At 35.6% G+C, this 26,694-nt stretch carries 23 protein-coding genes; 2 read left to right on the top strand and 21 right to left on the bottom strand.

Annotated features, from left to right (window positions below):
• Window positions 1–441: 441 nt before the first annotated feature.
• The 5 genes from EP747_RS00515 to EP747_RS00495 form a co-directional block, all read right to left on the bottom strand.
• A complete protein-coding gene (locus tag EP747_RS00515) occupies window positions 442–1,635 on the bottom strand; it encodes an acyl-CoA dehydrogenase family protein (protein ID WP_235832715.1) in 1,194 nt (397 codons plus the stop codon).
• Between the two features lie 186 nt (window positions 1,636–1,821).
• Window positions 1,822–3,021: an acyl-CoA dehydrogenase family protein gene (locus EP747_RS00510; RefSeq protein ID WP_129688047.1), complete on the bottom strand. Its 1,200-nt coding sequence runs from the start codon at window positions 3,019–3,021 to the stop codon at window positions 1,822–1,824.
• A 110-nt stretch (window positions 3,022–3,131) separates the two neighbouring features.
• Window positions 3,132–3,947: an SDR family NAD(P)-dependent oxidoreductase gene (locus tag EP747_RS00505; RefSeq protein ID WP_129688046.1), complete on the bottom strand. Its 816-nt coding sequence runs from the start codon at window positions 3,945–3,947 to the stop codon at window positions 3,132–3,134.
• A 293-nt stretch (window positions 3,948–4,240) separates the two neighbouring features.
• Window positions 4,241–4,984, bottom strand: a complete 744-nt coding sequence (locus tag EP747_RS00500; protein ID WP_129688045.1) for an SDR family NAD(P)-dependent oxidoreductase — start codon at window positions 4,982–4,984, stop codon at window positions 4,241–4,243.
• A 162-nt stretch (window positions 4,985–5,146) separates the two neighbouring features.
• Window positions 5,147–5,935, bottom strand: a complete 789-nt coding sequence (locus tag EP747_RS00495) for a citryl-CoA lyase (RefSeq protein ID WP_129688044.1) — start codon at window positions 5,933–5,935, stop codon at window positions 5,147–5,149.
• Window positions 5,936–6,304: 369 nt separating this feature from the next.
• Here EP747_RS00495 and EP747_RS00490 point away from each other — a divergent pair, with 369 nt between their 5' ends.
• Window positions 6,305–7,222 carry a LysR family transcriptional regulator gene (locus tag EP747_RS00490; protein ID WP_129688043.1) on the top strand — a complete coding sequence of 306 codons (918 nt, stop codon included), beginning with the start codon at window positions 6,305–6,307 and terminating at the stop codon, window positions 7,220–7,222.
• Between the two features lie 172 nt (window positions 7,223–7,394).
• Here EP747_RS00490 and EP747_RS00485 read toward each other — a convergent pair whose 3' ends face one another.
• From EP747_RS00485 to EP747_RS00415, 15 genes are all read right to left on the bottom strand, one after another.
• Window positions 7,395–8,588, bottom strand: a complete 1,194-nt coding sequence (locus tag EP747_RS00485; RefSeq protein WP_129688042.1) for a thiolase family protein — start codon at window positions 8,586–8,588, stop codon at window positions 7,395–7,397.
• A 15-nt stretch (window positions 8,589–8,603) separates the two neighbouring features.
• Window positions 8,604–9,752 carry an acyl-CoA dehydrogenase family protein gene (locus tag EP747_RS00480; RefSeq protein WP_129688041.1) on the bottom strand — a complete coding sequence of 383 codons (1,149 nt, stop codon included), beginning with the start codon at window positions 9,750–9,752 and terminating at the stop codon, window positions 8,604–8,606.
• Between the two features lie 150 nt (window positions 9,753–9,902).
• Window positions 9,903–10,751: a 3-hydroxyacyl-CoA dehydrogenase family protein gene (locus tag EP747_RS00475; protein WP_129688040.1), complete on the bottom strand. Its 849-nt coding sequence runs from the start codon at window positions 10,749–10,751 to the stop codon at window positions 9,903–9,905.
• A gap of 338 nt (window positions 10,752–11,089) precedes the next feature.
• Window positions 11,090–11,404 carry a hypothetical protein gene (locus EP747_RS00470; protein WP_129688039.1) on the bottom strand — a complete coding sequence of 105 codons (315 nt, stop codon included), beginning with the start codon at window positions 11,402–11,404 and terminating at the stop codon, window positions 11,090–11,092.
• A 181-nt stretch (window positions 11,405–11,585) separates the two neighbouring features.
• Window positions 11,586–12,521: a DMT family transporter gene (locus EP747_RS00465; protein ID WP_129688038.1), complete on the bottom strand. Its 936-nt coding sequence runs from the start codon at window positions 12,519–12,521 to the stop codon at window positions 11,586–11,588.
• 134 nt (window positions 12,522–12,655) lie between these two features.
• On the bottom strand, window positions 12,656–13,996 hold the full coding sequence (locus EP747_RS00460; RefSeq protein WP_165346750.1) for a flavin monoamine oxidase family protein: 1,341 nt from the start codon (window positions 13,994–13,996) through the stop codon (window positions 12,656–12,658).
• A 342-nt stretch (window positions 13,997–14,338) separates the two neighbouring features.
• Window positions 14,339–14,746, bottom strand: a complete 408-nt coding sequence (locus tag EP747_RS00455) for a MaoC/PaaZ C-terminal domain-containing protein (protein WP_129688036.1) — start codon at window positions 14,744–14,746, stop codon at window positions 14,339–14,341.
• Between the two features lie 30 nt (window positions 14,747–14,776).
• Window positions 14,777–15,229, bottom strand: coding sequence for a MaoC family dehydratase N-terminal domain-containing protein (locus tag EP747_RS00450; protein WP_129688035.1), 453 nt, complete (start codon window positions 15,227–15,229; stop codon window positions 14,777–14,779).
• A 63-nt stretch (window positions 15,230–15,292) separates the two neighbouring features.
• Complete coding sequence (locus EP747_RS00445) at window positions 15,293–16,108, bottom strand: SDR family NAD(P)-dependent oxidoreductase (RefSeq protein ID WP_129688034.1); 816 nt, start codon at window positions 16,106–16,108, stop codon at window positions 15,293–15,295.
• Between the two features lie 66 nt (window positions 16,109–16,174).
• Complete coding sequence (locus tag EP747_RS00440; protein WP_129688033.1) at window positions 16,175–17,353, bottom strand: lipid-transfer protein; 1,179 nt, start codon at window positions 17,351–17,353, stop codon at window positions 16,175–16,177.
• Window positions 17,354–17,587: 234 nt separating this feature from the next.
• Window positions 17,588–19,120 carry a class I adenylate-forming enzyme family protein gene (locus EP747_RS00435; RefSeq protein WP_129688032.1) on the bottom strand — a complete coding sequence of 511 codons (1,533 nt, stop codon included), beginning with the start codon at window positions 19,118–19,120 and terminating at the stop codon, window positions 17,588–17,590.
• Between the two features lie 177 nt (window positions 19,121–19,297).
• Window positions 19,298–20,095 (bottom strand): enoyl-CoA hydratase/isomerase family protein, encoded by a 798-nt coding sequence (locus EP747_RS00430; RefSeq protein WP_129688031.1) that lies wholly within the window; start codon window positions 20,093–20,095, stop codon window positions 19,298–19,300.
• Window positions 20,096–20,159: 64 nt separating this feature from the next.
• The gene (locus tag EP747_RS00425) at window positions 20,160–21,368 is read right to left on the bottom strand and encodes a CaiB/BaiF CoA transferase family protein (RefSeq protein WP_129688030.1); all 1,209 of its coding nucleotides are present in this window, start codon (window positions 21,366–21,368) and stop codon (window positions 20,160–20,162) included.
• Between the two features lie 274 nt (window positions 21,369–21,642).
• Complete coding sequence (locus EP747_RS00420) at window positions 21,643–23,097, bottom strand: aldehyde dehydrogenase family protein (RefSeq protein WP_129688029.1); 1,455 nt, start codon at window positions 23,095–23,097, stop codon at window positions 21,643–21,645.
• 77 nt (window positions 23,098–23,174) lie between these two features.
• A complete protein-coding gene (locus EP747_RS00415) occupies window positions 23,175–24,224 on the bottom strand; it encodes a zinc-dependent alcohol dehydrogenase family protein (RefSeq protein WP_129688028.1) in 1,050 nt (349 codons plus the stop codon).
• 194 nt (window positions 24,225–24,418) lie between these two features.
• Between EP747_RS00415 and EP747_RS00410 the strand changes: the two genes are divergently transcribed.
• Complete coding sequence (locus EP747_RS00410) at window positions 24,419–25,339, top strand: LysR family transcriptional regulator (RefSeq protein WP_165346748.1); 921 nt, start codon at window positions 24,419–24,421, stop codon at window positions 25,337–25,339.
• Between the two features lie 106 nt (window positions 25,340–25,445).
• On the opposite strand, the gene EP747_RS00405 is transcribed toward EP747_RS00410, so the two are convergent.
• The gene (locus EP747_RS00405; protein ID WP_129688026.1) at window positions 25,446–26,663 is read right to left on the bottom strand and encodes an acyl-CoA dehydrogenase family protein; all 1,218 of its coding nucleotides are present in this window, start codon (window positions 26,661–26,663) and stop codon (window positions 25,446–25,448) included.
• Between the last annotated feature and the right edge of the window lie 31 nt (window positions 26,664–26,694).

Genomic DNA, 26,694 nt, shown 5'->3' with positions numbered 1-26,694 from the left:
CGTTACACCTCCATGTTTTTCATTCTATCTAGTTATTTTACCTTAACATATATATTATTTACAATGTTATGCTTTAAAAGAAATGTAGAAGCGATTTCTTGAACAACAAATAAAAAAATAGATTACTTATAAATTGAACTTGATATGAAGAAACATATGATGCGGTTGTATTAGTCTATTCTTTTATTAATGCGAAAAATACCGTTCAATTATTATGTAGTAAATTATTTTCTATAAATATATCCATACGAAAAAGCAAATTATCATTTTGATCTGATTGTTTATTAATTTAAGGATAGAAACACTGCAACATGATGTATTTTATGTAATTAACTAAAATCTAATTGCCTTTATGTATATTTGATATCCCTTAAAATACAAAAGAATCCCATTCCAAACTGTCTATTATAAAGACAATTCTAGAACGGGAAGTTTAAATGATCATAATCCAAGATTTTTAGCAATAATATTTTTCATTATTTCCGTTGTACCTGCATAAACCGGCATGACCGCAACATCTCGATAACGACGGGCAATTGGGTATTCTTCCATATAACCGTACCCACCATAAAGCTGTAGACAACGTACAGACATGTTTCTTGCCATTTCGGTTATAAACCATTTAGCCATCGAAGTCTCTGTAACGATATTTTCACCTTTTAAATGTTTGGTAGCTAAATCATCAATGAAGGTTTGCGCCATTGTCAATTCGGTTGCCATTTCTGCAATCTCGAACTGAGTGTTTTGGAATGAACTGATTGGCTTTCCAAAGGCCTGCCTTTCTTTTACATAAGCCATTGTTGACTTAAGCATTTCTTCAGCTACAGCTATTGCACCAATTGATACGATAAGGCGTTCCTGCTGCAATTTATCCATCATATAATAGAAGCCTTGTCCTTCTTCCCCAAGTAAATTAGCTATAGGTACTCGAGCATCTTCGAAAATTAGTTCACTCGTATCTGCAGAATGTTGACCCAGTTTTTTTAACTTTTTCCCACGTGAAAAACCTGGAGTGTTTTCATCAACTAATAGGATACTAATGCCTTTCCTAGCAGGGTTCGCTTTTGGATCAGTTTTCACTGCTACAAATAATAATCCTGCATTTTGGCCATTCGAAATGAAGGTTTTCTCTCCATTCACAATATAATGTTCACCATCTCTTACCGCGGTTGTGCTCATTTTTGCCAGATCTGAACCAATTCCTGGTTCCGTCATAGCTATGGCCGTTGTGATTTCCCCACTTACACATTTTGGTAAATATTTTTTCTTTTGATACTCTGTTCCATATCGTTCTAAATAAGGGACAACTATTGAACTACTTAAACTCGCAATTGTACCGACACCAATGCGATTTAACTCTTCAGCTAGAACCATATTAAATCCAAAATCAAGTCCTAAACCACCGTATTCAGGAGCAACTTGTGGACAAAGAAATCCTTGAGCTCCTAACTTTTCGTAAAATTCACTTGGAGTATAACTTTCTTCATCCCATTTCTCTATATATGGAACTGCCTCTTTCTCAAGGAATTTTTGCAAAGAAATTCGAAACATCTCATGCTCTTGAGTCAAATAAGATCTTTTTCTTTTAAATAGGTCAAATGTTCCTGGTTTAGTTGAAGTAGCTGTATCTGCCAAAATCTATCCCTCCAATTTATGGTTAAATCAATATAACTAATATCGATCAACCTATTTTAAAAGCTTTGTATATTAATCTCAAAAAATCTAAAAAATTCGTTCTACTATAAAATCTTTATTTAGGTACATCATGCTTTTATCGCTTACGAATAGGTACTGTCATTAAGCGATTTTTTTAAAGTAGAACTACAAGCTAAGATTTTTTGCAATGATATTTTTCATAATTTCCGTTGTTCCACCATAAATCGGTAATACTGCAACATCACGATAACGACGGGCAATTGGATATTCTTCCATATAACCGTATCCCCCATAAAGCTGTAAGCATCTAGAAGACATTTTCCTTGCCATATCGGTAATGTACCACTTCGCCATAGAGATTTGTGTAACGATATTTTCTCCTTGCATGTGCTTATTTATTAAATCGTCAAGGAAAGTTTGAGCCATTGTCAATTCAGTTGCCATTTCTGCAATTTCGAACTGTGTATTCTGAAAGGAACTAATCGTTTTTCCAAATGCTTGTCTCTCTTTTACATAGCTAATGGTTGATTTAATCATTTCCTCCGCTACTGCTAATGCACTGCAAGCAATTATCAGTCGTTCTTGTTGCAATCTATCCATTAGATAATAAAAGCCTTGTCCCTCTTCACCAAGTAAGTTTGTTACAGGAACTCGTGCATCCTCAAAGATTAGTTCAACAACATCAGCAGTTTTTTGACCCAATTTTTTTAACTGTCGTCCACGTGAGAAACCTGGTGTATTCTCATCTACTAAAAGTATACTAATTCCTTTACGAGCCGGGTTTGCTTTTAAATCAGTTTTAACTGCAACAAAAAATACTCCTGCATTAAGTCCATTCGATATAAAGGTTTTCTGTCCATTTACTATATAGTAATCACCATCTCGAACTGCTGATGTACTCAAATTGGCTAAGTCAGAGCCAATTCCTGGTTCAGTCATGGCAATGGCAGTTGTTATTTCTCCACTTACAAATTTCGGTAAATATTTTTTCTTTTGCTCCTCAGTACCGTATGTTTCCAAATAAGGGACGATAATAGAACTACTAGTGCTTGCTAAAGTCCCAACTCCTACACGGAATAACTCTTCAGCCAATATCACATTAAAGCCAAAATCGAGTTCGAGCCCCCCATATTCGGATTTAATTTGTGGACAAAGAAATCCTTTAGCGCCTAGTTTTTCATAAAATTCCCTAGGCGTACATTGATTTTCTTCCCATTTCTCAATATAAGGAACTGCTTCTTTTTCAAGGAATTTTTGCAATGATATTCTAAACATCTCATGCTCATGAGTAAAAAAAGGTCTTTTCCTTTTAAATAAATCGAATGATAATTGTTTTGATGAAGTAGTTGTAGTTGAATTTGACATTTAATAGCCCCCTGTTATTAGTTTGATAAAACGGATTCATTATTCAACAGCTCATATAATAGTTGTCACGATGAATATCATTATTGGTGCTGATCTCTTTAAATTTTGGTTCAAGTATAGGAACCACCGTTTACACTTACTACTTGTCCATTTACATAGTTGGATAGTGGAGATGCTAGGTATAGAATACTTGCAGCAGCTTCCTCAGCAGTGCCGATTCTTTTTTGAGGAATTGTGCTAATCTTTAAATTACGAACTTTTTCAGGAATACCTACAACTTCACCATTGATGACAGTTCCTTCTTCTTTTGGGCGTGTTAGACGTGTATCGATGAAACCAAACGCTACAGCATTACTGTTAATGTTGAATTGTCCCCATTCCTGTGCAACAACCTTTGAAAGTCCAATGACACCTGCTTTAGCAGAAGAATAGTTGGCTTGTCCCATAGTCCCTCTTTGTCCTGATATAGAGGAAACATTAATAATTTTTCGATGATGAACGATTCCTTGTTCAATTTCTTGTTTTGCAACCTCACGCATATATGGAGATGCCGCGCGAATAAGGCGGAATGGAGCGACTAGATGAATCTCCAAAATTTCTTGAAACTGCTTATCTGTCATCTTATGAAGTAAACCATCTAGACAATATCCAGCATTATTCACTAGGATATCTAACTTACCGAATGTCGAAATAGTGGCTTCAACAATTTGTTTTGGAAAATCAGGGTCTAAAAGATTACCGCATATCAAAGCGGCATCGCTCCCTATTTTTTTGATTTCAGCCACAGTTTCAGCCGCAAGTTTTTCATCTAAATCAGCAACCATAACACTTGCGCCGTGTTTCGCAAACAATAGTGCGGTTTCTTTTCCAATGCCCGCCCCTGATCCTGTAACGATTGCTACTTGATTTTCTAATAATTGAACCATTCAACTCTTCCTCTCTATCAATTTATATTTTTTTGATAATATTTTTCTTTCGAATCAATATTAGCTAACTCAAATATTGAATTTTTTTAAGAGGATTCTCTATACCTTCCTAAAGAATATTCTAAATTTTTAAACTCCTTATACTAATAATAAATTTCTATTATAGTGATTTAAAAGTTAACAATTTAAAAGGCATGTTAAGCAAAATTAAAGTCACATTTTTTCTATAAAAAAAAGAGCCCTTTGGACTCTCCTAATTGATCGCAATTATAATAATTTCTTTCAAACGGTACTTATCCAAACCTTCCTCCAGAAACGTGTAGAACATCTCCAGAGATATATGCTGAATCCTCGGAGGCGAAAAATAAAACAGCGTTCGCCACATCTTCAGGTAATCCAATTCTCTGAATTGGTGTATCTTTCTTTTGTCGCTCTTTAATTTTTTCATATTTCGGATGACTTCTTAATGCATCAGTCTCAATTAAACCTGGTGCAACAGCATTGACATTTATATTGTTTTTTCCTAATTCTTTTGCAAGAGATCGTGTCAAGCCAACAATTCCTGCCTTTGCAGAGGAGTAGTTAGACTGACCAGGATTTCCTAGATAAGCTCTCGAGGAAATATTAATAATTTTGCCGTAATTTTGTTCCACCATATGTACAGAAACATATTTTGAGCACAGAAAAGCACCTTTTAGGCAAACATCGATCACTTTATCCCAGTCATCTTCTTCCATGTCTTTAATTAATACATCTTTAAGAATTCCTGCATTGTTCACAAGGATATCAACCCTACCATAAGCCTCCATTGTCTTTTCAACTATATATCTAGCATCCTCTGCTTTAGATACATCTCCTTCCACTGCGATAGCCTTCCCACCACTTTGAATGATCTCATTAGCGGTCTCCTCACATGTTTGCTTATTCAAATCTGTTACAGTTACAAACGCTCCTTCTTGTACAAATTTTTGTACAATTTCCTTGCCAATCCCTTTGCCGGAACCAGTTACAATGGCAACCTTTCCTTGTAATTTCATATTTTATCCTCCTATACTTTGACCGATAAACTAAAGCGTTCTTCAATTTCTTGGACTCATTTACTCTTTTTGGCTTTCAGTCCTTTTTCAATTAATCTATTAAGTTATCAAAAACTGTTAAATTCCCTAAAGATGCATTATTGTTCAAACAAGTTTAATCTCTTATTTCATAGCATCAGGGTTATTTGTATATAGCGTGTTTTCTTCAATGTAATCATAAAGTTTTTGAGCCATACTATCTTTTCTTCCTGCTTCTATTTCTTCTACAATATGGGCAATTAATCCGACTGCTCGTGATGCTACAGCAAAAGATTTTACAACGCTAAAGTGTAAATTCATATCTGATAGAATTGCACCAATTGCTCCCGCTGCATTTAAAGTCATTTGTCTTCCTTTTTGATTACTCATTTGGCGATGAACTTCATTCATTAATGCGATATGTTTTCCGTTTAAACCTAGCTCTTTTGCTAGTGCAAATAACTTTTTTGTACGTGGATCTACTGGCTTATGGATTGGATGTCCAAATCCCGCCACTTGTAATTTCCTTGCTTTCCGTTCTTCGATAATACTTGCAGCAACAATTCCAACATCTTGTTTATTACCATACGTTTCCCAGCCTTCTTGAAGCATTTGTGCAGTATTTTCCATAGCTCCAAGGTAAACGGAACCTGCTCCCAAAAGACCTGCTGCAACTGCGGCTTGTACAGCTTCAGGTGCCCCTAAATAGGTAAGACGTGCAGAAATGGAACTAGGAGTAAAACCATGTTCACAAACTGCAACCATGCATGCATTGAGCATTTTAGATTCCTCAAAGGTAGGCAGTCGATGCGTTGCACCTATGAACGCCATATCAACCAATGTGATATTTCCTATTAAATCTTCCGTCAAATTATAACCATGTACATAGATTGCTTCAGGTTTAGACATCCCGACTTTTGTTTGAAATTTCATTCTCAGTCTCCTTTTTTAAATTTAAAATTTCAAAATAGTATGAATCTTTATTTTCATCATAATTTTATTGGATAGCTTTTAAAATTTTAGATATTTAAAGGTAAGTTAAATAAAAAGTAATAGTCTGTTCGTTAAACAATCATTTTCGACATAAAAAAGGAATACCGAATAAATTTTCGATACTCCTTTATTTTTAAAGTCCCTCAAACAGACTGATGAAACCCTTTACATTTTGAATATTCTTATAATATACTTTTTTTAATGTTTTGAAATTAAAAGGTACGTTAAGAAATTTGTAATAAGAGATTATTAGAATGATTGAGAATCTAAAAATTTACTTTATTAAAGTCAGTTGACAGGGGTGGCACTTTGCGAATCGAACAATTTTTATACATTACTGAAATAGCGAAAACTGGCTCTATAGCGACAACTGCTCAAAGACTTTACGTATCTTCACCAAGTATAAGCCTTGCAATCAGCAGCTTAGAGGAAGAACTTGGCGTTAAAATATTTGAACGTTCCAGAACAGGATTAGAGCCCACTGAAACTGGAAAAAAACTAATAATTAAAGCACAGAAGATTTTAAATAATATAGAGGAATTAAGACAAGAATCACAGGTTAATTCTTCTCAAATTACAGGTTCTCTAACTATCTCTGCTGATCCTGCCATTAGCAGGAGCCTTATCCCTAAAACATTTGCTGAAGTTAAAGCAAAATTTCCAGGAATAAATCCCGAAATTAAAAATGCATCTTCCTCACAAGTTCGAAAAGACGTTTTGAATGGTGATGCGGATATAGGTTTAATCTGTTATCCTTCCGGTCTACGAGAAGAAAATCAACTCTTAATTACAACACATATTATTGATAATCCATGGATGCTTTGTTTTAGAAAAGATTCTGAATTAGCAAGTAAAGACAATCTTACAATAGAAGATATACAGCAATACCCATTAGCCGCAAATTTAAATGATTTTGATAGAAGAAAGCTTCACTCTATGGTATTCAGAGAAAATAGCAAGCTTAACTTTAATGTTCTGGTTCAATCACAACAAACTGAAATAAAAAAGCATTTTATTTCACAGGGATTGGCAATTGGATTCGAATGTTCACTATCAATTAAATCCGATCCCTTTTATCAAAGTGAAGATATTATCGTAAAGCCTGTATTAGGAATAAATAATAACTTTTCTTATTATTGTATTCGATTAAAAAGTAAATTTTTTTCTGCTGCAGCTAAAGAATTTTTGAAAGAACTTAAACTTCAGGCTGAAAATTTCAAAGAATAATTTAAGACAATTTAATAAACAGTTTACTTATAAAACCCATAAAGAAGGTAAATCACTAAAGGTGAATTTTCTTCTTTTATTTTTGTTAAAAATTTAGTTAAGCCACCCTATAATAGTGGCTTAACTTTTTGTAGTTCTTAAAATATCACTTATAAATTAATACACTCAAAACTTACACCCTTAAATTTTCAACAATTGTGGCTATTCCCTGTCCACCACCAATACAAGCAGTAATTAATCCGTAGCGTCCACCTCGTCGCTCAAGTTCGTTCATTATTTTTATTGTTAAAATAGCTCCCGTACCACCAATTGGGTGTCCTAATGCAATCGCTCCACCATTCACATTTAATTTTTTAGCATCGATTTTCAACTCTTTTACAACTGCTATTGTTTGCGCGGCAAAAGCCTCGTTCAATTCAATTAAGTCGATATCATCCATGGTCAATCCTGCAAGCTTAAGTGCTTTAATTGTCGCTGGAACGGGACCAATTCCCATAATCTCTGGTGACACACCCACTGCTGCTTGAGATAAGATGCGGAGACGCGGTGCTAGCTCTCGCTTTTTTGCTTCTTCTTCCGACATCATGACTAGTGCGGCTGCACCATCATTTCTCCCGCTCGAGTTACCTGCTGTAACCGTACCGCCCTTTTTGAAAACGGGCTTTAATCCAGAAAGTTTTTCAAAGCTAGTTAATCGAGGATGTTCGTCTGAATCAAAAAGAATATTCCCTTTTCTCATTTTAATTTCATATGGAACAATCTCATTTTTAAATTTTCCAGCCTCAATCGCATCAAAAGCCTTTTGCTGACTCTCCATTGAAAAGTGATCCTGCTCCTGCCGACTAATACTATATTTGTCTGCAAGATTTTCAGCAGTTAATCCCATCGTCAAATGCCCATAAACTTCAATTGGCTGTGACCTCGGCTGACTTTCCGTATTGGAATCCACAAGTTCCGCATTACCAGCCTCGTATCCATAACGAGCTTTTCTTAAATAATACGGTGCATTGCTCATACTCTCTGCTCCGCCCGCCAAAACGATGTCTGAAAGTCCGCAGATTATTTGCTGGGCTGCGTTATTGATTGCTTGGAGACCTGATCCGCATTGACGGTGAACCGTATACCCAGGAACTTCAATTGGAAGTTCCGCTCTAAGTGAGGCTAGTCGAGCAAGATTAGGGACATCAGAAGTTTGTTTAGAGTGCCCCCAAACTACCTCTTCAACATCTGCTCCTTGGATTTTACTTCTCTTAATTGCCTCCCGCATTACTTTTTCTGATAGGAAATCTACCTCAATATCTTTAAGTGTCCCTCCCATTTTGCCGATTGCTGTGCGGGCACCGTCTATAATAACCGCATTCCTCATCCTTACACCCCTCCTTTATAAATACTCACGCTTTAGTTCACCCGCAATGATGTTTTTCTGTATTTGGCTTGTTCCTTCATATATTTTTGTAATACGTGCATCCCGATAGAATCTTTCAATTGGATAGTCCTTCATATAACCAATTCCCGCATGAATTTGGACAGCCAAATCTGCCACCCGATTATATACTTCTGACCCGTAAAGCTTAGCCATAGCCGCCTCTTTTACAACACGCATGCCTTGGTCTGTCATCCACGCAACTCGATAAGTCATCGACCTTAGAAGCTCTATTTCCATTGCCATATCTGCTAACATATGCTGAATAGCTTGTTGTTCAAAGATGGACTTATTAAACTGGATCCTCTGAGTTGCATAATCCATACTTAACTCGAGTAGTTTCTCACAAGACCCCAAGTTTCGAGCCGCTAGTCCTGCACGTCCGTTCGCCAAGATTTTCAAAGCATTAATATACCCTTGTCCTTCCTCACCAAGGACATTTTCTGCAGGAACCTCACAATTTTCGAAGAAAAGTTCAGCTGAATGCGAGCCACGTAGACCCATTTTTTTCTCAACAGAACCGACATAAAATCCAGGAAAATCTTTTTCCACAATAAACGAAGTTATTCCTTTTGCCCCTTTACTTGGATCAGTAACCGCCATAACCGTAAAAATATGACCTTCAACCGCATTGGTAATATAGTGCTTTGAACCATTTAAAATATATTTGTCTCCCTTTTTTTCGGCCTTTGTTTTTAAATTAGCAGCATTGGACCCCGCGCTTGGTTCTGTTAAAGCAAAGGCGCCAATCCAATCACCACTTGCCATATTTGGTAAATATCTCTTTTTTTGTTCATGTGTTCCTAGCTCCACAATTCCAACCGATCCAATTCCTGTATGTGCACCAATTAAAGTTGTATAGCCATTATGGGTTTTCCCAAGTTCTTCATAAATCGCACATTTCCCTACCATATTAAGACCAAGGCCGCCATACTCTTCAGGAATACTTAAACCGAATAAACCCATTTCTTTTGATGAAGCTAAAATATGGCCAGGAATTTTATCTTTTTCCTCTATTTCCATTGCAACCTTTTCAACTTCACCTTGAACAAAATTATGTACTGCTTTCTTTAAAAGTTGAATATCTTCAGGTAATGTAAAATCCATTGTCGTCCCTCCTTAGTTTCTCTGAAATTGTGGCTGCTTTTTTCAAAAAAGGGTTGTCAGTTCCTTCTAGCTTATCCTCAGAGGCTATTAAAATGAACTGTGAAATCTTCACTAAGCCACTCTGAGTAAACTAGCAGGGAATGAAAAAAGTTAACTATTATATTTATAAAATCCCTGTCCAGTCTTTCGGCCTAAACGTCCCGCTTTCACGTATTTAATTAACAATGGACATGGTCGGTATTTTTCTCCTAAATTTTTGTAAAGGTATTCCATATTTCGAAGTCTGGTATCGAGTCCAACCAAGTCAGCAAGTTCTAACGGACCCATTGGATGATTAAGTCCAAGCTTCATTGCACGATCAATGTCCACGGCAGAGGCTACCCCCTCCATTAGTAGATTCATAGCTTCATTTCCTATTAAGCAGTTCATCCGACTTGTAACAAATCCTGGGAATTCATTTACTTCTACTGCTTCCTTATCTAATTTTGCTCCTATTAGTTTTGCTTTTTCCATCGTCTCATCGGATGTCTCCAGCCCTCTAATAATTTCAATCAGCTTCATTTTATGAACGGGATTAAAAAAATGCATAGCAATGCAGTTTTCTGGTCTTGACGTTTGTGCCGCAATTTCAGTCGGGCTCATAGTTGAAGTATTCGTTGCAAAAATCGTATGCTTTGGACAAATTTTGTCTAATTTTTTAAAGATATCTACTTTCAACTCCATCAATTCAAAGACAGCTTCAATTACAACATCAGCATCCCCGACAGCAGATTCCAAATCTGTAGTATAATCAATACTTTGTAGTGCTCTAGAGACCTGTTCTCTACTCAGAAAACCTTTTTCTACACTCTTCGTCATTTCAGTCTCAATATATAATTTGGCTTTATTCAAATTTTCTTGGCTGACATCATTTAAGCTTACTCGAAAGCCCCCAAGTGCAGATGCAAATGATATACCTCTCCCCATAACCCCAGACCCTATTACTGCCATTTTCTCCATATTTACGCTCCTTTCTTTTCCATTCTCCTTGCATTTAGTCTCCTTTTCTTTTAATGATATATTCGCATTTTTACATTTCAGATTAAATCTTAGAGTAGAACTGATACCTATACCTTTTGTATCCTTCAAAACTATTACTCTAGTTCATTTAATAAATTGAATATTTAAATTTATCATAAATCCCTAAATACCAATAATAAAGTTTAGAATTTATAACGTACGTTAAGTAAATTTAAAGTACATTTAATACCTCATTCAACAAAAAAAAGCAACTCAATCATTCCATTTGAAGTTGCTTCTTTTTGTATATTTTTTATCTTTGAATAACTTTAAAACAATTATTCGTCATTGAATTTCAGGCAACTTATACCTATATAATCTCCCTTAATCAATTTGACCTTATTATGCCACTTTTTAACTGGGCACATACAGCGCTCCCCGGTTGCAACATTTTTCAACTCTATGAATACATCCATACCACATCCTAAAGCACTATACCCAATTACCTCCAAAGGCTGCCCTGAAAGCCCTCCAAAACTATCTACTAAAGAAACTAATTCAGACCCAATTGAAGGTACAAAACTTCGTATAAATCGATTATGCTCTTCAAATACGTTTGGATGTTTTTCTTTAACATAATCCTCTATGTTCATATTGACACCACACTTTACAAAATCATTATTAAAAATATAAAAAGAGAAAAAGTAACTTAAGTATTAAATTGAGTACCGATCAGAATTTAGAATTAGCGAATGTGAAAACAGCTTAAAACATACAACCCTCAAAAATAAAAAATTATCTCTTGCTATTACTTTTAATTATGCATTTGGGAACTTAATATTTAACTTCATTTAGATCATTATTAGTTCGATTTAAAGAAACATCAGATTTATTATTCCTCCCTACTAATACAGCTAGAACAATGGATAGCACAACACAGCAAAGAGAAACAAACAGAGCTATTGTTATGGGTTCTCCTAGTGCTAGAACGGCAGTTACCGTCGTTAAAATTGGAAGAAGCGCTGAAAAAATACCAACCGTACTTGCGGGTACTCTTCTAATAGCATAGAAATAAAGGATTAGAGGGAGTGCAGTTCCTGGTATTCCATATATGATATCAATCCACCAGTTAGATGCTAAAACTGAATCCCATTTAAAATTATGTGCATCCATGATACTTAAAGGGATAAAAAATATTACTCCTACAAGCATTATAAAAGTAGCAGTTGTAATTGGCGGTACATCTGCTGCAAATTTTTTTGAAAAAATAACAAAAAAGGATTGAGTAAGTATGGCTAAAATGACAAAGAAATCCCCTAGTAAAGAAGTCTTTGGACTTTCTCCTAAACTTATAAAAGATTGGAGAACAACACCTGTTATTGCTAAAAAAATAGCAAGGATGGAAAGCAACTTTATACGTTCACGAAGTAAAAAATATGAAAGGATTAGTATAAGTGCAGGTGATGTACCTGTAATGATTCCTGTATCCGTTGCACTTGTATGACTTATTCCTAATAACAAAAAGATATTAAAAACAACATTAAATAATAGCCCCTGTAATAACAATTTTCCGATATTTTTTTTACCTAGATTTGTCCAATTTACTTTTTCCTTCATCAAAGCAAGTGGAAGTAAGAAAACAAAAGCGGCGATAAAGCTTATTTCTAAAAATAAAAATATTGGAATTTGTTCAAGTGCAACCTGACTTATTACCAACGGAATTGCATATAAAAATTGTACAAATAAAAGAAATAAATAAGCTAATGTCATTCAAATCACCTCTTAGAATCAAGCATAAGTTTTAAGTTAATTTGAGTCATTCTCTCCTTGTTGAACAATTCCATAAAAATAGAGGTGTTTGTTTAAACACTTCTATTTTATTGTGTTAGTTTCTAACTATTATTTCATTTACTTTGTAAGGTAGCAGCTTCTACATTTAAGTATCTCTCAACTTTTTTACTTACAACTAGTGCGCTTTCAATAGCTCCATCGATCATACCTGGCCATCCACTTGCATAGTCACAGCCTGATAGGAACACACCTTGTTCTTGACGTTGGAATTCATCGAGATAACGAACTAGTTGATTCTTTTTTTGCATATTCCAGGTTTGACCAGATAATTCGTCTGCTGTCCAGTTATGACCTGTACATGCTACGACTTCAGCTTTTGGGTGCCATTTGCGAATTTCTCTTTGAATGGCTGGCAAGTCATTAACATCGATTTTAGTAGCGTCAGGACCAAATCCGACAACAATAGTGTCACCATCAACTTCATATTCATTGTAGCAACTACTTAAAATACTGCCTGAAGGAGCATAGCAAGCAAATTTCTCATACTTGCCACGTAATCTTGCAAAATATTTAACTCCTCGACTAGTTTGTCCTTCAATTGATGCCATATGCTTAAGTTCTGATAGAGCAGGTTTAAATTTAATATTTTTCAATACATTTTGTGGGGCTGTAATTATAACTGCTTTTGCAGTGAATTGTCCCCCATCTTTAGTTTTCACCATATACAAGTCATCCACTTTTTCAACAAGAGAAACAATTGTAGAAATTTGAAGGTCAGCATTAGAATCTTTAGCTATTGCTTCGATAAGGGACTTAGTACCATGTTTCAATTTGTATTTCCCAAGTATTTCAAGCATTAGTTTAATATCATGAAAAGCGAGAGAATGCCAATGAAGAAGTGTTGCATAACCGCCTAATTCAGGTGAGCCTTGATATGCTGTTTCTAAGAAAACCTTTAAAAGGTCGTTTGAAATTGGATCTAAATTTAGTTCATTTAATCGATCCATCGCCGATTTTTTATCAATTTCTTCAATAGTAGGAGAATTTAGTGGGTCGTAAGGAAAAGGGATGTGTAACTCACTTTCCTCTAAAAATTTAGCAAGAGCTGGTCCTAGAATGGCAAAAAATTCTTCTCTAGTTCCTTTAGTCAACTTTCCTTCTTCAAACCAATAGGCAGCCTCTTTATCTGGAGACGGTGTAAGCTTTAATCCATAACGTGTAATCTCTGTCCATACATGAGGCTGTCCCCAGTGAACCCATGTTCCGCCTAATTCAAGATCTACCCCTAGACGAGTATCTGTCCAAGTCCGACCGCCAATACGATCTCTTCCTTCTAGTATCAACGTTTTAAAGCCGCGATAACTTAATTCACGTGAAGCTGTGATACCTGCAAAACCTGCACCGACAATAATTACATCATAGCTTCCATTAGGATTGTTTATGATTTTCACCATGCTCATTATCCTCTCTGTGTAAGAAATGTATTGGATTTAATATTTTAAATCTTTTTCTTTCTTCACAAACTAGTTTTAATTTTTTACAAAATCAATGTAATTAGCTTCTAGAGATTGAATTTTTCAGCCTGAAATAATTCAATTTAAATAAACAACTCCTTCTCCAACTATTTTTCCAATTTTTGAAGGAACAGGGACAGTCTAGAAATCTACTTGACTGCTTCTGCTCCTTCAACAGTCTGGTGAGTAAGCTGAAGAAGGAGTTAGATTAAATAACTAATAAAGTAGTAACTTTAAATAAAAATTTCGAGCAAGCAATAAAATGATAGTGAAGTGACAATTTTAATACTTGGAAGGTAAAGTAGCTTCAAAAGTTCCTGCCACTTTCACTTCCCCCTCCTCATTCGTTGCAAGCACTTCAGCTAGTACAGTATTATCATCCTTTTTCTCCAGCACTTTCCCTACTATATGAATTGTTTCTCCTGGAAACGTCATTTTGCTAAAACGGACTGATAATTTTTTTATGTTTTTTCTAGAAACCCATGAGGTAACTCCTTGCGATAGCATCCCCATAACTAACATACCGTGCGCAATAATCTTCATGCCGGCTTTCTCTGCGACTTCCTCAACTAAATGAAGTGGATGGAAATCTCCAGAAGCACCTGCAAATCGTACAAGTTGAACGCGAGTGACAGGCTCCTTGATCAATACCGGGAATTCATACCCTTCTTGAATATCTTCATAAAACATCCTTCATTTCTCCTTTCTGTAATGGCGATCTTATAAACGATGCACGATTGTGCTTCTTGCTTTGGCTACCAGCTCGCCTCTTTGGTTTCTATATTGATTTTCCGAAGTGATGAACTCCATTACTCCAGTTCTGCCTGTTTTTGTTTCTACATCTACAACTTCACTCGTAACTGAAAGCACATCTCCAGCTACAATATCCCCAAGATATTCATATTCCTGCTTTCCATGTAACACACGAACGAGGTTTAATTTCATCTTCTCCATTTTTTCTGTTGAGCCTAACCCGCCCCACAAATCAATTACTTGAAAAAATGTAGGTGGAATCGGAATTCCTTCATACCCTTCTTTTTTTGCTACTTCTAAATCATAGTAAATAGGGTTATCATCCCCAATAGCACGTGCTAATTCACGTATTTTTCCTTGTTCTACCGCCAATGTATATGGTTCAAATTTTAGCCCAACTAATTCTTCTACTTTAGACAATTTCATTCACCTCTTTTAATAATGAATAACTTTTTAAAATCACTTAATTTTACTTGTAGAAAATTAAGTAATTGAACCACCATTTACACCAAGCACTTGACCATTAACATAATTAGATAGTGGTGATGCTAGGAATAGAATACTTGCAGCAGCCTCTTCTGCAGTGCCAATTCGTTTTTGTGGAATTTTGTTAATCAACAAATTACGCACCTTGTCAGGAATTCCTACGACCTCACCATTAATGACAGTTCCTTCCTCTTTTGGACGTGTCAGACGCGTATCAATGAAACCGAATGCTACTGCGTTGCTGTTAATATTAAATTGGCCCCACTCCTGTGCAACAACCTTCGAAAGTCCAATGACACCTGCTTTGGCAGAAGAATAGTTGGCTTGTCCCATATTTCCTCTTGTTCCTGAACCGGAAGAAACGTTAATAATTTTTCTGTGATGGACGATTCCCTGCTCAATCTCCTGCTTCGCTACGTCTCGCATATAAGGGGATGCAGCACGAATAAGGCGAAATGGAGCAACTAAATGAATGTTCACAATTTCTAAAAACTGTTCGTCAGTCATTTTATGAAGTAAACCGTCTAGGCAATAACCAGCGTTATTTACTAGGATGTCAAGTTTACCAAATGTCGCTATAGTAGCCTCCACAATTTGCTTTGGAAATTCTGGATCTAAAAGATTTCCACAAATCGAAGCAGCATCGCTTCCTAATTTTTTGATTTCAGCAACCGTTTCAGCTGCTAGCTTTTCATCAAGGTCTGCAACCATAACACGAGCTCCATGTTCCGCAAACAATAAGGCAGTTGCCTTCCCAATTCCGGCTCCTGAACCAGTAACGATTGCAACTTGATTTTCTAATAATTTAACCATTCAAATCTTCCTCTCTATAAATTTATATTTATATAAAATAAATAGCTTACTAAACAAGATCATCTATTAGCCCAAGCGATACATTGTGACAACACAAGCACCACCAAGACCTAAGTTATGTTGTAGGGCAACTCTAGCATTTTCAACTTGTCGTTTTTGAGCTTGACCACGAAGCTGCCACACTAGTTCGGTACATTGGGCAAGTCCAGTTGCTCCGATTGGGTGACCTTTTGACATGAGCCCACCAGAAGGATTGACCACTACTTTTCCACCATATGTGTTATTTCCCTCATTAATAAATTTCTCCGCGCCACCTAATTCACAAAGTCCTAGCCCTTCATATGTAATGACTTCACTTGGAGTGAAACAGTCATGCAATTCGATCACATCGATCTCGTCCGGACCAATACCAGCTGCCTCATAAACCTGATTGGCAGCGCGACGGGTCATATCTGCACCAACTAAGTTGATGAGATTGTCATTCGTATCGTTCGTATCTGTCGTAAGAGCTTGTCCAACGATTTCCACCGCAGTTGTAATCCCATGTTTTTTTGCAAATGATTCACTACACACTATAGCAGCAGCAGCTCCGCAGGTAGGAGGACATGCCATCAGTCGTGTCATATTAGGTATTAGTGTCGGAGAACTTAGCACTTCTTCAACTGTTAGTGGCTTGTTGAAAAGTGAATAGGGATTCTGAGTCGCATGATTCCTTGTTTTAACTGCTACCTTTGCAAAAATATCTGGATTGGCATTATACTTTTCAATGTACTCATTACACGCTGCTCCAAATAACCTGATCGCTCTAGGTGCTTCTGGGGCCTCGGGCCATAGCTCTGTCAATCGATTGTCGACCCAACCAAGTGCTGGAGTTCGGTCATTCCAGTGAGATTTCAAAGCTCCAGGTTTCATTTCTTCAAATCCAAAAGCTAATGCACACTCGACTGCTCCTGACTCAACAGCTTGTCTTGCCATGTAAAGAGCAGTTGAACCAGAAGCACAGTTGTTATTGACATTAATTACTGGAATACCTATCATCCCAACATTATATAAAGCTCTCTGACCACAAGTACTATCACCATAAACATAACCTGCATAAGCCTGTTGAATGTCAGAAAAATCAATTCCCGCATCTTCCAATGCCCCGATTACAGCTTTTGAAGCCATTATTTCATAAGGTTCATTCATACCAGGTTTTGTGAACGGTACCATATTTACGCCAATTACTTTTGCTTTTTTACTCAACTTTCTCCACTCCTTTATAAACAATTTATTTTGAACATTCAGAATTTTTTAGATCCTTTATATTAATAATAGTTTTCTACTTTAGTATTTTAAAGTTTACAATTTAAAAGGTATGTTAAATAAAAAGTAATATATTAGCAAAACTTTATAAGGCAGTTATTATTTGCTTGTCTGTTTTTTTAGTTCGGTATAGGTGAGGATTTTTCTATATCAAACTTTTACAATTTAATAAAATTAATTTATTAGGTGAGAAGAAGTTTTTTTCAAATGATCCTCTCTTAATTTATACTTAAGGATTTTTCCTGTTGCGTTTCTCGGCAACTCATCCATGAAAAAAATTTTACGTGGAAGCTTGTACCCAGCTAGATGCTTGCGACAAAATTCAATTAATTTTTCTGTTTCAATTACATACCCAGGCTTAGGGACAATAATAGCTGATACTGTTTCACCCCAGTTTTCATCTGGAAGTCCAATAACAGCTGCTTCATGTACCCCCTCAAATGAATACAACACGTTTTCTACTTCTATAGAATAAACATTGGCTCCACCGGAAATAATCATATCCTTTTTGCGATCGACTAGAGTAATAAATTTGTCCTCATCAATCGTACACATATCTCCTGTATATAACCAGCCATTACGAAGTGCTTCTGCAGTTGCTTCTGGATTTCTATAATAGCCCTTCATAACCATATCACCCCGAAGAATTAATTCTCCGATCCCTCCAGGTTCAATATCTTTACCCTCTAGGTCCACCACCCTAGCTTCCATTAAAAATCTTGCTTTTCCACTAGTACCAAATTTTTCCTTATGATCCTCCGGAAATAAAACGATTCCATTAGGTCCACCTTCAGTTAATCCACATCTGTTAACAAACTGAGCTGAGTTAAAACGCTCCATACATAACCTAAGCAGCTCAGAAGGCATGGATGCTCCACCATAGACTAGAGTTTTAAGAGAAGAAATATCATATTGTTCAATATTAGGAACCTGTAGAATCATGTTATACATTGTAGGTACTGCAAGCATATAACTTACTTTATATTTTTCAATTGCTTTTAAAACCTCAACTGGATTAAAAATTTGTTGAATAACAATTGTTTGACCTAAGAAAAGACTTTTATATAGCGAGCTAAATCCTCCACCATGATAAAATGGCATAAATTGTATAACGCAATGTTCTATATTTTCACCTTTTAGACCTAAACTATTAAAAGCGAGCATGACGGCACCATAATGATCGAATAAAGCTCCTTTTGGTTTTCCAGTTGTCCCGGAAGTGTAAAGTATGTGAGAATCATCATGTTGTTCTACTACAACATCAGGTTCCTTTTCATTTTCCGTTAATACAAAATCAAAAGACAAATGACCATTAACTGTTGCTTGTTGAACAGAAATACAATGTACCACTTTACTGGAACGTGCAAGTTCAACTAGATCCCCAAATTCAATATCATAGATGATTAATCTTGCGTCAGAATGATCAACAATGTATGCAACTTCTGCTTTTGTTAATCGAATGTTTATCGGTACAGTTACTGCTCCAATTTTTGATGCGGCAAACATAGCAATTGGAAAGTACTCGGTGTTTTTCATCATCAAACAGATTTTGTCACCTTTTTTAATTCCTAGTGATATTAATCCATGCGCTAGCCGATTAACAATACGATTCAATTGATCGAATGTGTATGTTTTATCTTGAGAATAAATTGCAACTTTATCTGGTATTATTCTTGCGTTCCTACCAATAGAACTTCCAATATTCATAGTAAAACCTCCAAATCAAAAAGTTGTCTATTAATTGAGTATGTCTAATCCAGCTTTTCTAATTTTCAGTAATGAGTAGATCAATAGATATGACCAAAATTTTATCTTAAATATAGTCTTTAATAGCAATTCATTATCATCGTGCTATTTAATAAATAACTATTTTTATAGGTTAAGTTATTTCCCTTTAAAAATAGGCGTGCGTTTTTCAATGAATGCAGAAACACCTTCTTTAAAATCTTCTGTTTGGAAACAGGCACCTTGTCCAAAAGCTTCTAATTCCAATAAGTCTTCTAAACTTAAATTTTCGCTTTGATTGACTAATTGTTTAATCATTCCAATTGCCAAACTAGGACCAGCTACGATTTGATTCGCAATCGAATATGCCACACCTAATAAATCGTCGTCATTTACTACTTCATTAATCAGTCCAATTTGGTGAGCTTTTTCAGCTGAAATACGATCCCCCAACATCATTAGTTCTTTAGCACGATGAGGTCCAAGCAATTTTGTCAAAAAATAAATTTCGCCCATGTCAGGAAGTGCACCAACTTTAACAAAGCTTTGAATAAAGGAAGCAGAACGTGAAGCAATAACCATATCGCATGCTAAAGCTAAACTGGAACCCGCTCCAGCAGCAACTCCATTCACCGCAGCTATAATAGGCTTAGTTAAATTTCTCATCATAAATAGAAGTTTATGAAACGTTTTCACTCTTTTTTGAGTAGCAAAGAAGTTAGATACATCTCTTTTTGCTTTTAAATTTCCGCCCGCACTAAATACACGTTCTGCTCCAGTTAAAATGATTGCTTTTACTTTGTCATCATCTCGAATCTTTTCTAAAGTATCCATTAAACCATCGAACATGTCATGTATTGGATTGCGGATATCGGGTCTATTCATTTTTATTAAACACACATTGTTCTTAATGATCGTTATCGTGTTGCCTTCAACTTTTGAATTATTAATACTCATATTTCCACCCCATTTTAAATAAAAACTATTTATTAAATTTTAGGTATTTAGGGAAACTATCACCTTATTGAACAGATGAATTACTAAAGGTTCCGGAAATTACTCCTTCGTTTTCTAAAATCTCGATTTGTTCATTGGTAAAGCCCATTTCATTCAAGATTTCCGCAGTATGTTCCCCAGATTTAGGGGCTAATGTTCTTATAGAGCCAGGAGTTTTAGACATTTTAATTGGAGGAGCAATAAGTTTAACATTGCCAACCTCAGGGTCATGATGAGTTTGAATCATTTCTCTTTCGATTAAATGTGGATCTTTCTCTAAATCCTCAAATCTATTTAATGGAGTCACACATGTATCAACGTAATCAAATATCTCCATCCACTCTTGAAGAGTTTTTTGTATAATAATAGATTGAATGACAGCTTTCATTTGATCTTGTTCCTCTATTGATGAGTTAATTTTTTTGCAAAAATCTTCCCTACCTATCGTTTTGCAAAATTCATTCCAAAATTTTTGTTCAGTTGATCCAACTGATAAGTATCGATTATCCTTTGTCTCATATACTGCGTAATTAGCGTTCCTACCGAATAATTTATGCTCGCCTCGTTTTGGTTGTATGTTGGAAGCTAGAAAATCTGGTAAGGTAAGTTGCAGCCATGACAGTGCCCCATCCAGCATCGAAACATCAATGAACTGGCCATTGCCAGAGCGCTCTCTTTCAACAATCGCCATTAATATACCTATCGTTCCCATAAGAGCTCCACCGCCAAGATCTGCGACTTGTATAGAAGGAATAACCGGTTTACTACCACGTTCTCCCATATATTCAAGAATTCCGGCATAGCTTATATAATTTAAATCATGTCCTGGCTTATTGGCATAAGGGCCAGTTTGTCCATATCCAGAAATTGCGCAATAAATAAGTCTTGGGTTAATTGTTTTTAGCACGTCGTATCCAACACCAAGACGGTCCATTACTCCTGGTCTAAATGATTCAACAAGGACATCCGCATGCTCAACGAGCTTCTTAAGGATTTCTTTACCCTGTACTGTTTTTAAATTTAGACAAATACTTTTTTTGTTTCGATTTACTGAATGAAATACTGCACTATTTTCTCCAATTTTCGGCTCTCTATTTCTTATGTAATCACCTAGTCCTGTATCTTCTACTTTAATAACTTCCGCACCATAATCCGCGAGTAGCATAGTACAAAAAGGTCCTGGTAATAATCTTGTAAGATCTAGAACACGTAAAGATTCTAAAGCTAATGACATCGGAATCTTCCTTTCCATATGTTTTTTAAAGACATGCCATGACAGAGTCTTTATAAAGTATTTTTTAAAAATTCATAATAGTGAGAATCATTACATTAATGATAGTTTCATTTATTCATATTTAAAAGTTTGAGATTTAAAAGGTATGTTAAGTAAAGTTAAACTAAGTGGATACCCAAAATCCTTAATAGAATTTAAATAGCAGATACTTGCAATGGATTAGAATTCAAAAATGAAGATCAAACACAAATTGTTTGATCTTCATTTTTCTTTTTTAAATTGGATATTTCCGTTGTCCCTTTTGGATTGAAATCCATTTGACATTTGTAAACTCTTCCAGATTATATCGACCACCATAACGGCCCATACCAGATAATTTAACACCTCCAAAAGGCATGGTCGGATCCATATTAGCCGAAATGTCATTTATATGGCACATTCCACTTTCTATTTTTTCAGCAAATCTAAGACCTCTTTCTTCGTCTTTTGTGAATACCGCACTCGATAACCCATATTCAGTATGATTTGCATATGTAAGTGCTTCTTCCTCAGTATCAAAAGGAATAATTGATGCAATTGGACCGAAAACCTCGGTTTGTGCTAATGTAGAATCATTTTTTACATCTCCAAAAATATAGGGAGTAACAATATTTCCAATTCGTTTTCCTTCTAACAGACACGTTGCACCTTCTCTTTTAGCCGTTTCTGCAAGCTGTAATACTTTTTGAATCTGTCTTTCATTGACAAGAGGTCCTAAAAAGACAGTTGGGTCGGTTGGGTCACCGTATTTTACTGCCTTAACACGTTCAACATACTTTTCGATAAAAGTTGAATATAACTTGCGATGCACCAAGATACGGTTCGCAATCACACAAATTTGACCTTGGTGATAGAATTTACCAAATACCATCGCATTCACAGCACATTCCAAATCGGCATCTTCTAAAATAATGACAGGATTATTACCACCCAATTCAAGACAGGCTCTCTTCATATTTTTTGTACATAATGATCCAATATGACGCCCAACATTTGTAGAACCTGTGAATGAAATAATATTTGGAATTGGATGTTCAACGAAATAGTCACCTACCTCTGCAACATCAAAATTCACCATATTTAATACACCTTTTGGAAGTCCTGCTTGTTCAAACACTTCCGCAATAAGTGTCCCTCCTGTGATTTGAGTTTGCAAATCAGCTTTCAAAACAACTGCATTTCCAACTGCAATCGCAGGGGCTATTGCTCGTAGCGCTATAATGATAGGAAAATTGAATGGGCAAATAATTCCTACGACTCCTGCAGGTTGATGGATTACTCGATTAACTTTCCCACCCGGATTAACTGGCAAATCAATCGGGACATTCACTTGATCCGCACAGGAAAGGATACTTGAAAGGAATGGAACACTTCCTAACACTTCAGCCATAGCTTTAGTATACGAACATCCTGTTTCTTGAATTAATAATGTAATAATTTCATTTTTTCTCTCTTGAATAATTTGTGCCACATTTAAAAGAACTTGTTTGCGCGTTTCCGGAGATGTTTTAGCCCATTCTAATTGAGCTTTTTTTGCAGCTTCATACGCTTCTTCTATATCATCTTTATTACCTAATTTGAAACGAACGATTACTTCATCATTATACGGATTCGTATTATTATAATAGGACGTACTAGAACCTTCACGCCAAACTCCATTTATATATTGTTTTGTGAACTTATTTTCCATTCTTTACACTCCTCTTTTTTAGATAAAGCTAAAAACAATCAAAATCTATGTGTGACCATTCCCTCATCCTTAAAAGTTTAGAATTTAGTGATTACCGTCATTCCTGCTCCGGCAAAACTATTCATGTCTTCAAAAGCTTGATTAACTTCCTCTAATTCGATTTCCTTTGTGACTAACTTACCAGGTTGTAATTGTCCCATCTCAACCATGCGTATTAAAGTTGAATATTCAGGCATAGGCATACCAGCAGAACCAATGATTTCAAGTTCATATCCCAATATTAAATTTAATGGCAGTGGAGTCATGCCTCCTCCCGCATTTGGACTTAGACCAAGTTGAACATGCCTACCACCTTTTTTCAGACTCATAATGGATCCGATTACAGTGTCTTGAATGCCTAATGCGTCAATCGAGAGGTTACTACCTCCTTTGGTGATTTCCTTTATTGCTTGGGGCGCATCGTCACGTTTGCTATTAATTGAAGCGACTGCACCAAATTTTTTTGCCAGATCTAATTTATCGTCCCCTATATCTACAGCAATTACATTCGCACCTGCTGACACAGCAATTTGGATGGCCGACAATCCAACTCCTCCTGCACCATAAATGGAAACCCAATCGCCCGCTTTAATTTTCCCTTGTGACATAACACCATGATAAGCAGTCATAAAACGACAACCCATCGCACTTGCGTCTATGAAACTAACATTTTCTGGTAGATGAAATAAATTTAAGTCAGCATTAGGAATATGGATATGTGATGCAAATCCTCCATAAAAGTCAAACCCTACTAATTTTCGATTATCACAAATATTGTGACGTCCGGCTACACAATAAGGGCACACTCCATCTCCTTGATTAAACGGAACAATTACACGGTCACCTTTTTTAAATTTTTTAATGTTTTTTCCCGTTTCTTCAATCACACCGCTCATTTCATGCCCTAAAATATGAGGAAGCTTATCGGATGTAGGTGCAATTAAATGTCCTTGCCAAGCATGCCAATCAGAACGGCAAACACCTGTAGCTTCTAGTCTTAAAATAACCCCATCTGCAGAAAGAACCGGATCTGCCACGTTTTTTATTACTAACGGTTTATTAAATTCTTCTAAGACAGCTGCTTTCATTAAAATCACTCCTAATAAATATTTAAATATTCAAATTATTCATTTTATCTATCATATTTTTATTTCTCATTTTTTTAAATTTTAAAAAATAAATGGTACCTTTAAGAATCTTTAATTCATTAACTATTTTTTAAGGTTAAAATATAAGTAGATTAAATTATTCAATATGATATCTATATTCTATGGAGGAATCTATGCGTATCGAGCAACTATTATATATCACTGAGATAGCAAAAACCGGCTCCATTGCAAATACGTCTGAACGGCTTTATGTATCTTCTCCTGGTATAAGTCTAGCAATTAGTGGTCTTGAGGAAGAACTTGGTGTAAAGATATTTGAACGTTATAGAACTGGCTTAGAGCCAACCGAAATTGGAAAAAAGCTAATAATAAAGGCGCAACGGATTTTAAATAGTATAGAAGAATTTAAAGTAGAGGCTAAAAGTGACTCTTCGGAAATTGAGGGACATATATCAATTTCAGCAGTTACTAGTTTATGTAAAGGTATTATTCCGAAAGCTTCCGCAAAACTAAAATCAAAATTCCCAGGAATAACTCTTGAGATTAAAGAAACTGGTCCTAGTCAAGTTCGTAAGGACGTTTTAAATGGCAAAGCTGATATAGGTTTAACCTTTAACCCATTTCCATCTGGGAAAGAAAATCAGATGCTTATTTCAACACATCTATTAGATAGCCGAATGATGATCTGTTTTAGAAAAGATTCTAATTTGGCTAAATTAAATCAGATTAGCATTGAAGATATTTTAAAAGAACCACTTGCATTATCTTTTAAAAACAGTAACGGTAAAGATAAATATTTTTCTCAATTATTTGGAGAATATGATAAATTCAATATACAAATTCAATCGCAAAATTCTGATACAAGGAAGTATTTTATTGCAGAGGGATTAGCTGTCTCTTTTGAGCCTGAATTAACAGCTAAATTCGATCCATTTTACAGACGCGAAGATATTATTGTAAAGCCTGTTCTAGGATTAGATTCTAAAATGTCCTATTACTGCATCCGCTTAAAAAATCAACATTATCCTGCTGCTTCCCAGGCGTTTATGAAAGAACTCAATCTTCAAGTCAATAGTTTAAAAAAGGAACAATAAAATTTTAATAAGAGATCAACACAGCACCTATTAAAAAAGACGACTTTAAAGTCAAAATTCAAACTTAAAGTCGTCTTTTTTAGGAGTCTTAAAATATCTACATAATTTAAGAGTTAACTGTTTCTACTTTAACATCATCAAATGGCCATGAAGGAAGCATTTCTCTTAATATTTTGTCTTCTCTATAGCCAAGCTCATACTCAGCTTGCATAATTGTATGAATCTCTCTTGTTCCTTCATAAATTACCGGCGCTTTTGAGTTTCTTAAATAACGTTCTACTGGGAATTCATTAGAAAATCCATATGCACCATGAATTTGAACAGCGTCGTTTGCTGCTTCGTTTGCAGCATTACAAGAAATCCATTTTGCTAATGAAGTTTCTCTTGTATTTCTCTTACCGTTATTTTTTAACCAGCCAGCTTTATATACTAATAGACGTGAGATTTCAAGGTTTGAAGACATATTAGCAATCATTTGTTGTACTAGTTGATGTTTACCGATTTCTTTACCAAATGTTTTTCGCTCATGACAATATTTTACGCTTGCTTCAAGTGATGCCTGAATTAATCCACAAGCACCAGCTGCTACTGTGAACCGTCCGTTATCTAGTGCTGACATGGCAATTTTAAAGCCTTCTCCTTCAATACCTAATAAGTTTTCAGCAGGTATTCTTACATCATCTAAAAATACTTCACCAGTATTCCCTGCTCTAATACCCATCTTTCCTTTGATTGCTTTTGTGGAAACGCCTTCAAATGCACGTTCTACAATAAAACAGGATATACCTTGATGCATTAAGTCATGGTTTGTTTTAGCAAAAATTAAGAAATGGTCAGCCACATCACATAAAGAGATCCATGTTTTAGATCCATTTAAAATATAGCTATCGCCATCTTTAACAGCTGTAGTCGTCATTGCTACTACATCAGATCCTGCATTTGGTTCTGTTAATCCAAATGCACCAATTTTCTTACCTTGCGCTTGAGGTACTAGATATTTTTGTTTTTGTCCTTCATTTCCCCACTGCAATAAGGTCATACTATTTAAACCGGTATGTACAGAAACAGCAGTACGGAAGGCTGTATCTCCTCGTTCTAACTCCTCACAGACAATCGCTAAAGTATTATAGTCCATCCCAACTCCACCATATCGTTCCGGAATACATACTCCCATTAAATCTAATTCAGCAAGGCGTGTTAGAATGCTTGATTCAAAGTGTCCCTTTTCATCCCACTCCTTAATAAATGGAATAATTTCACGGTCTACAAAAGATCTTACTACCTTTCTTACAGTTTTTTGTTCTGCTGTTAATGAAAAATCCATCATAATATCCTCCTCATTTATATTATTTTTT

The sequence above is a fragment of the Gottfriedia acidiceleris genome, from assembly GCF_004138285.1.
Lineage (GTDB): Bacteria > Bacillota > Bacilli > Bacillales > Bacillaceae_G > Gottfriedia > Gottfriedia acidiceleris_A.
The sequence above is the reverse complement of the archived record's forward strand: the minus strand, read 5'-3'. Positions and strand labels throughout refer to the sequence as shown.

Excerpts from the sequence above, each read along its gene's own strand:
- EP747_RS00500 (WP_129688045.1), bottom strand. The coding sequence starts at position 4,984 with ATGAAATTACAAGGAAAGGTTGCCATTGTAACTGGTTCCGGCAAAGGG.
- EP747_RS00460 (WP_165346750.1), bottom strand. The coding sequence starts at position 13,996 with ATGGTGAAAATCATAAACAATCCTAATGGAAGCTATGATGTAATTATT.
- EP747_RS00430 (WP_129688031.1), bottom strand. The coding sequence starts at position 20,095 with ATGAGTATTAATAATTCAAAAGTTGAAGGCAACACGATAACGATCATT.
- EP747_RS00425 (WP_129688030.1), bottom strand. The coding sequence starts at position 21,368 with ATGTCATTAGCTTTAGAATCTTTACGTGTTCTAGATCTTACAAGATTA.
- EP747_RS00415 (WP_129688028.1), bottom strand. The coding sequence starts at position 24,224 with ATGAAAGCAGCTGTCTTAGAAGAATTTAATAAACCGTTAGTAATAAAA.
- EP747_RS00455 (WP_129688036.1), bottom strand. The coding sequence starts at position 14,746 with ATGTTTTATGAAGATATTCAAGAAGGGTATGAATTCCCGGTATTGATC.
- EP747_RS00405 (WP_129688026.1), bottom strand. The coding sequence starts at position 26,663 with ATGGATTTTTCATTAACAGCAGAACAAAAAACTGTAAGAAAGGTAGTA.
- EP747_RS00480 (WP_129688041.1), bottom strand. The coding sequence starts at position 9,752 with ATGGATTTTACATTACCTGAAGATATTCAACTTTTAAAGAAAGCAGTA.
- EP747_RS00485 (WP_129688042.1), bottom strand. The coding sequence starts at position 8,588 with ATGAGGAATGCGGTTATTATAGACGGTGCCCGCACAGCAATCGGCAAA.
- EP747_RS00470 (WP_129688039.1), bottom strand. The coding sequence starts at position 11,404 with ATGAACATAGAGGATTATGTTAAAGAAAAACATCCAAACGTATTTGAA.
- EP747_RS00510 (WP_129688047.1), bottom strand. The coding sequence starts at position 3,021 with ATGTCAAATTCAACTACAACTACTTCATCAAAACAATTATCATTCGAT.
- EP747_RS00445 (WP_129688034.1), bottom strand. The coding sequence starts at position 16,108 with ATGGTTAAATTATTAGAAAATCAAGTTGCAATCGTTACTGGTTCAGGA.
- EP747_RS00435 (WP_129688032.1), bottom strand. The coding sequence starts at position 19,120 with ATGAATATTGGAAGTTCTATTGGTAGGAACGCAAGAATAATACCAGAT.
- EP747_RS00495 (WP_129688044.1), bottom strand. The coding sequence starts at position 5,935 with ATGAAATTTCAAACAAAAGTCGGGATGTCTAAACCTGAAGCAATCTAT.
- EP747_RS00410 (WP_165346748.1), top strand. The coding sequence starts at position 24,419 with ATGCGTATCGAGCAACTATTATATATCACTGAGATAGCAAAAACCGGC.
- EP747_RS00420 (WP_129688029.1), bottom strand. The coding sequence starts at position 23,097 with ATGGAAAATAAGTTCACAAAACAATATATAAATGGAGTTTGGCGTGAA.
- EP747_RS00505 (WP_129688046.1), bottom strand. The coding sequence starts at position 3,947 with ATGGTTCAATTATTAGAAAATCAAGTAGCAATCGTTACAGGATCAGGG.
- EP747_RS00475 (WP_129688040.1), bottom strand. The coding sequence starts at position 10,751 with ATGGAGAAAATGGCAGTAATAGGGTCTGGGGTTATGGGGAGAGGTATA.
- EP747_RS00465 (WP_129688038.1), bottom strand. The coding sequence starts at position 12,521 with ATGACATTAGCTTATTTATTTCTTTTATTTGTACAATTTTTATATGCA.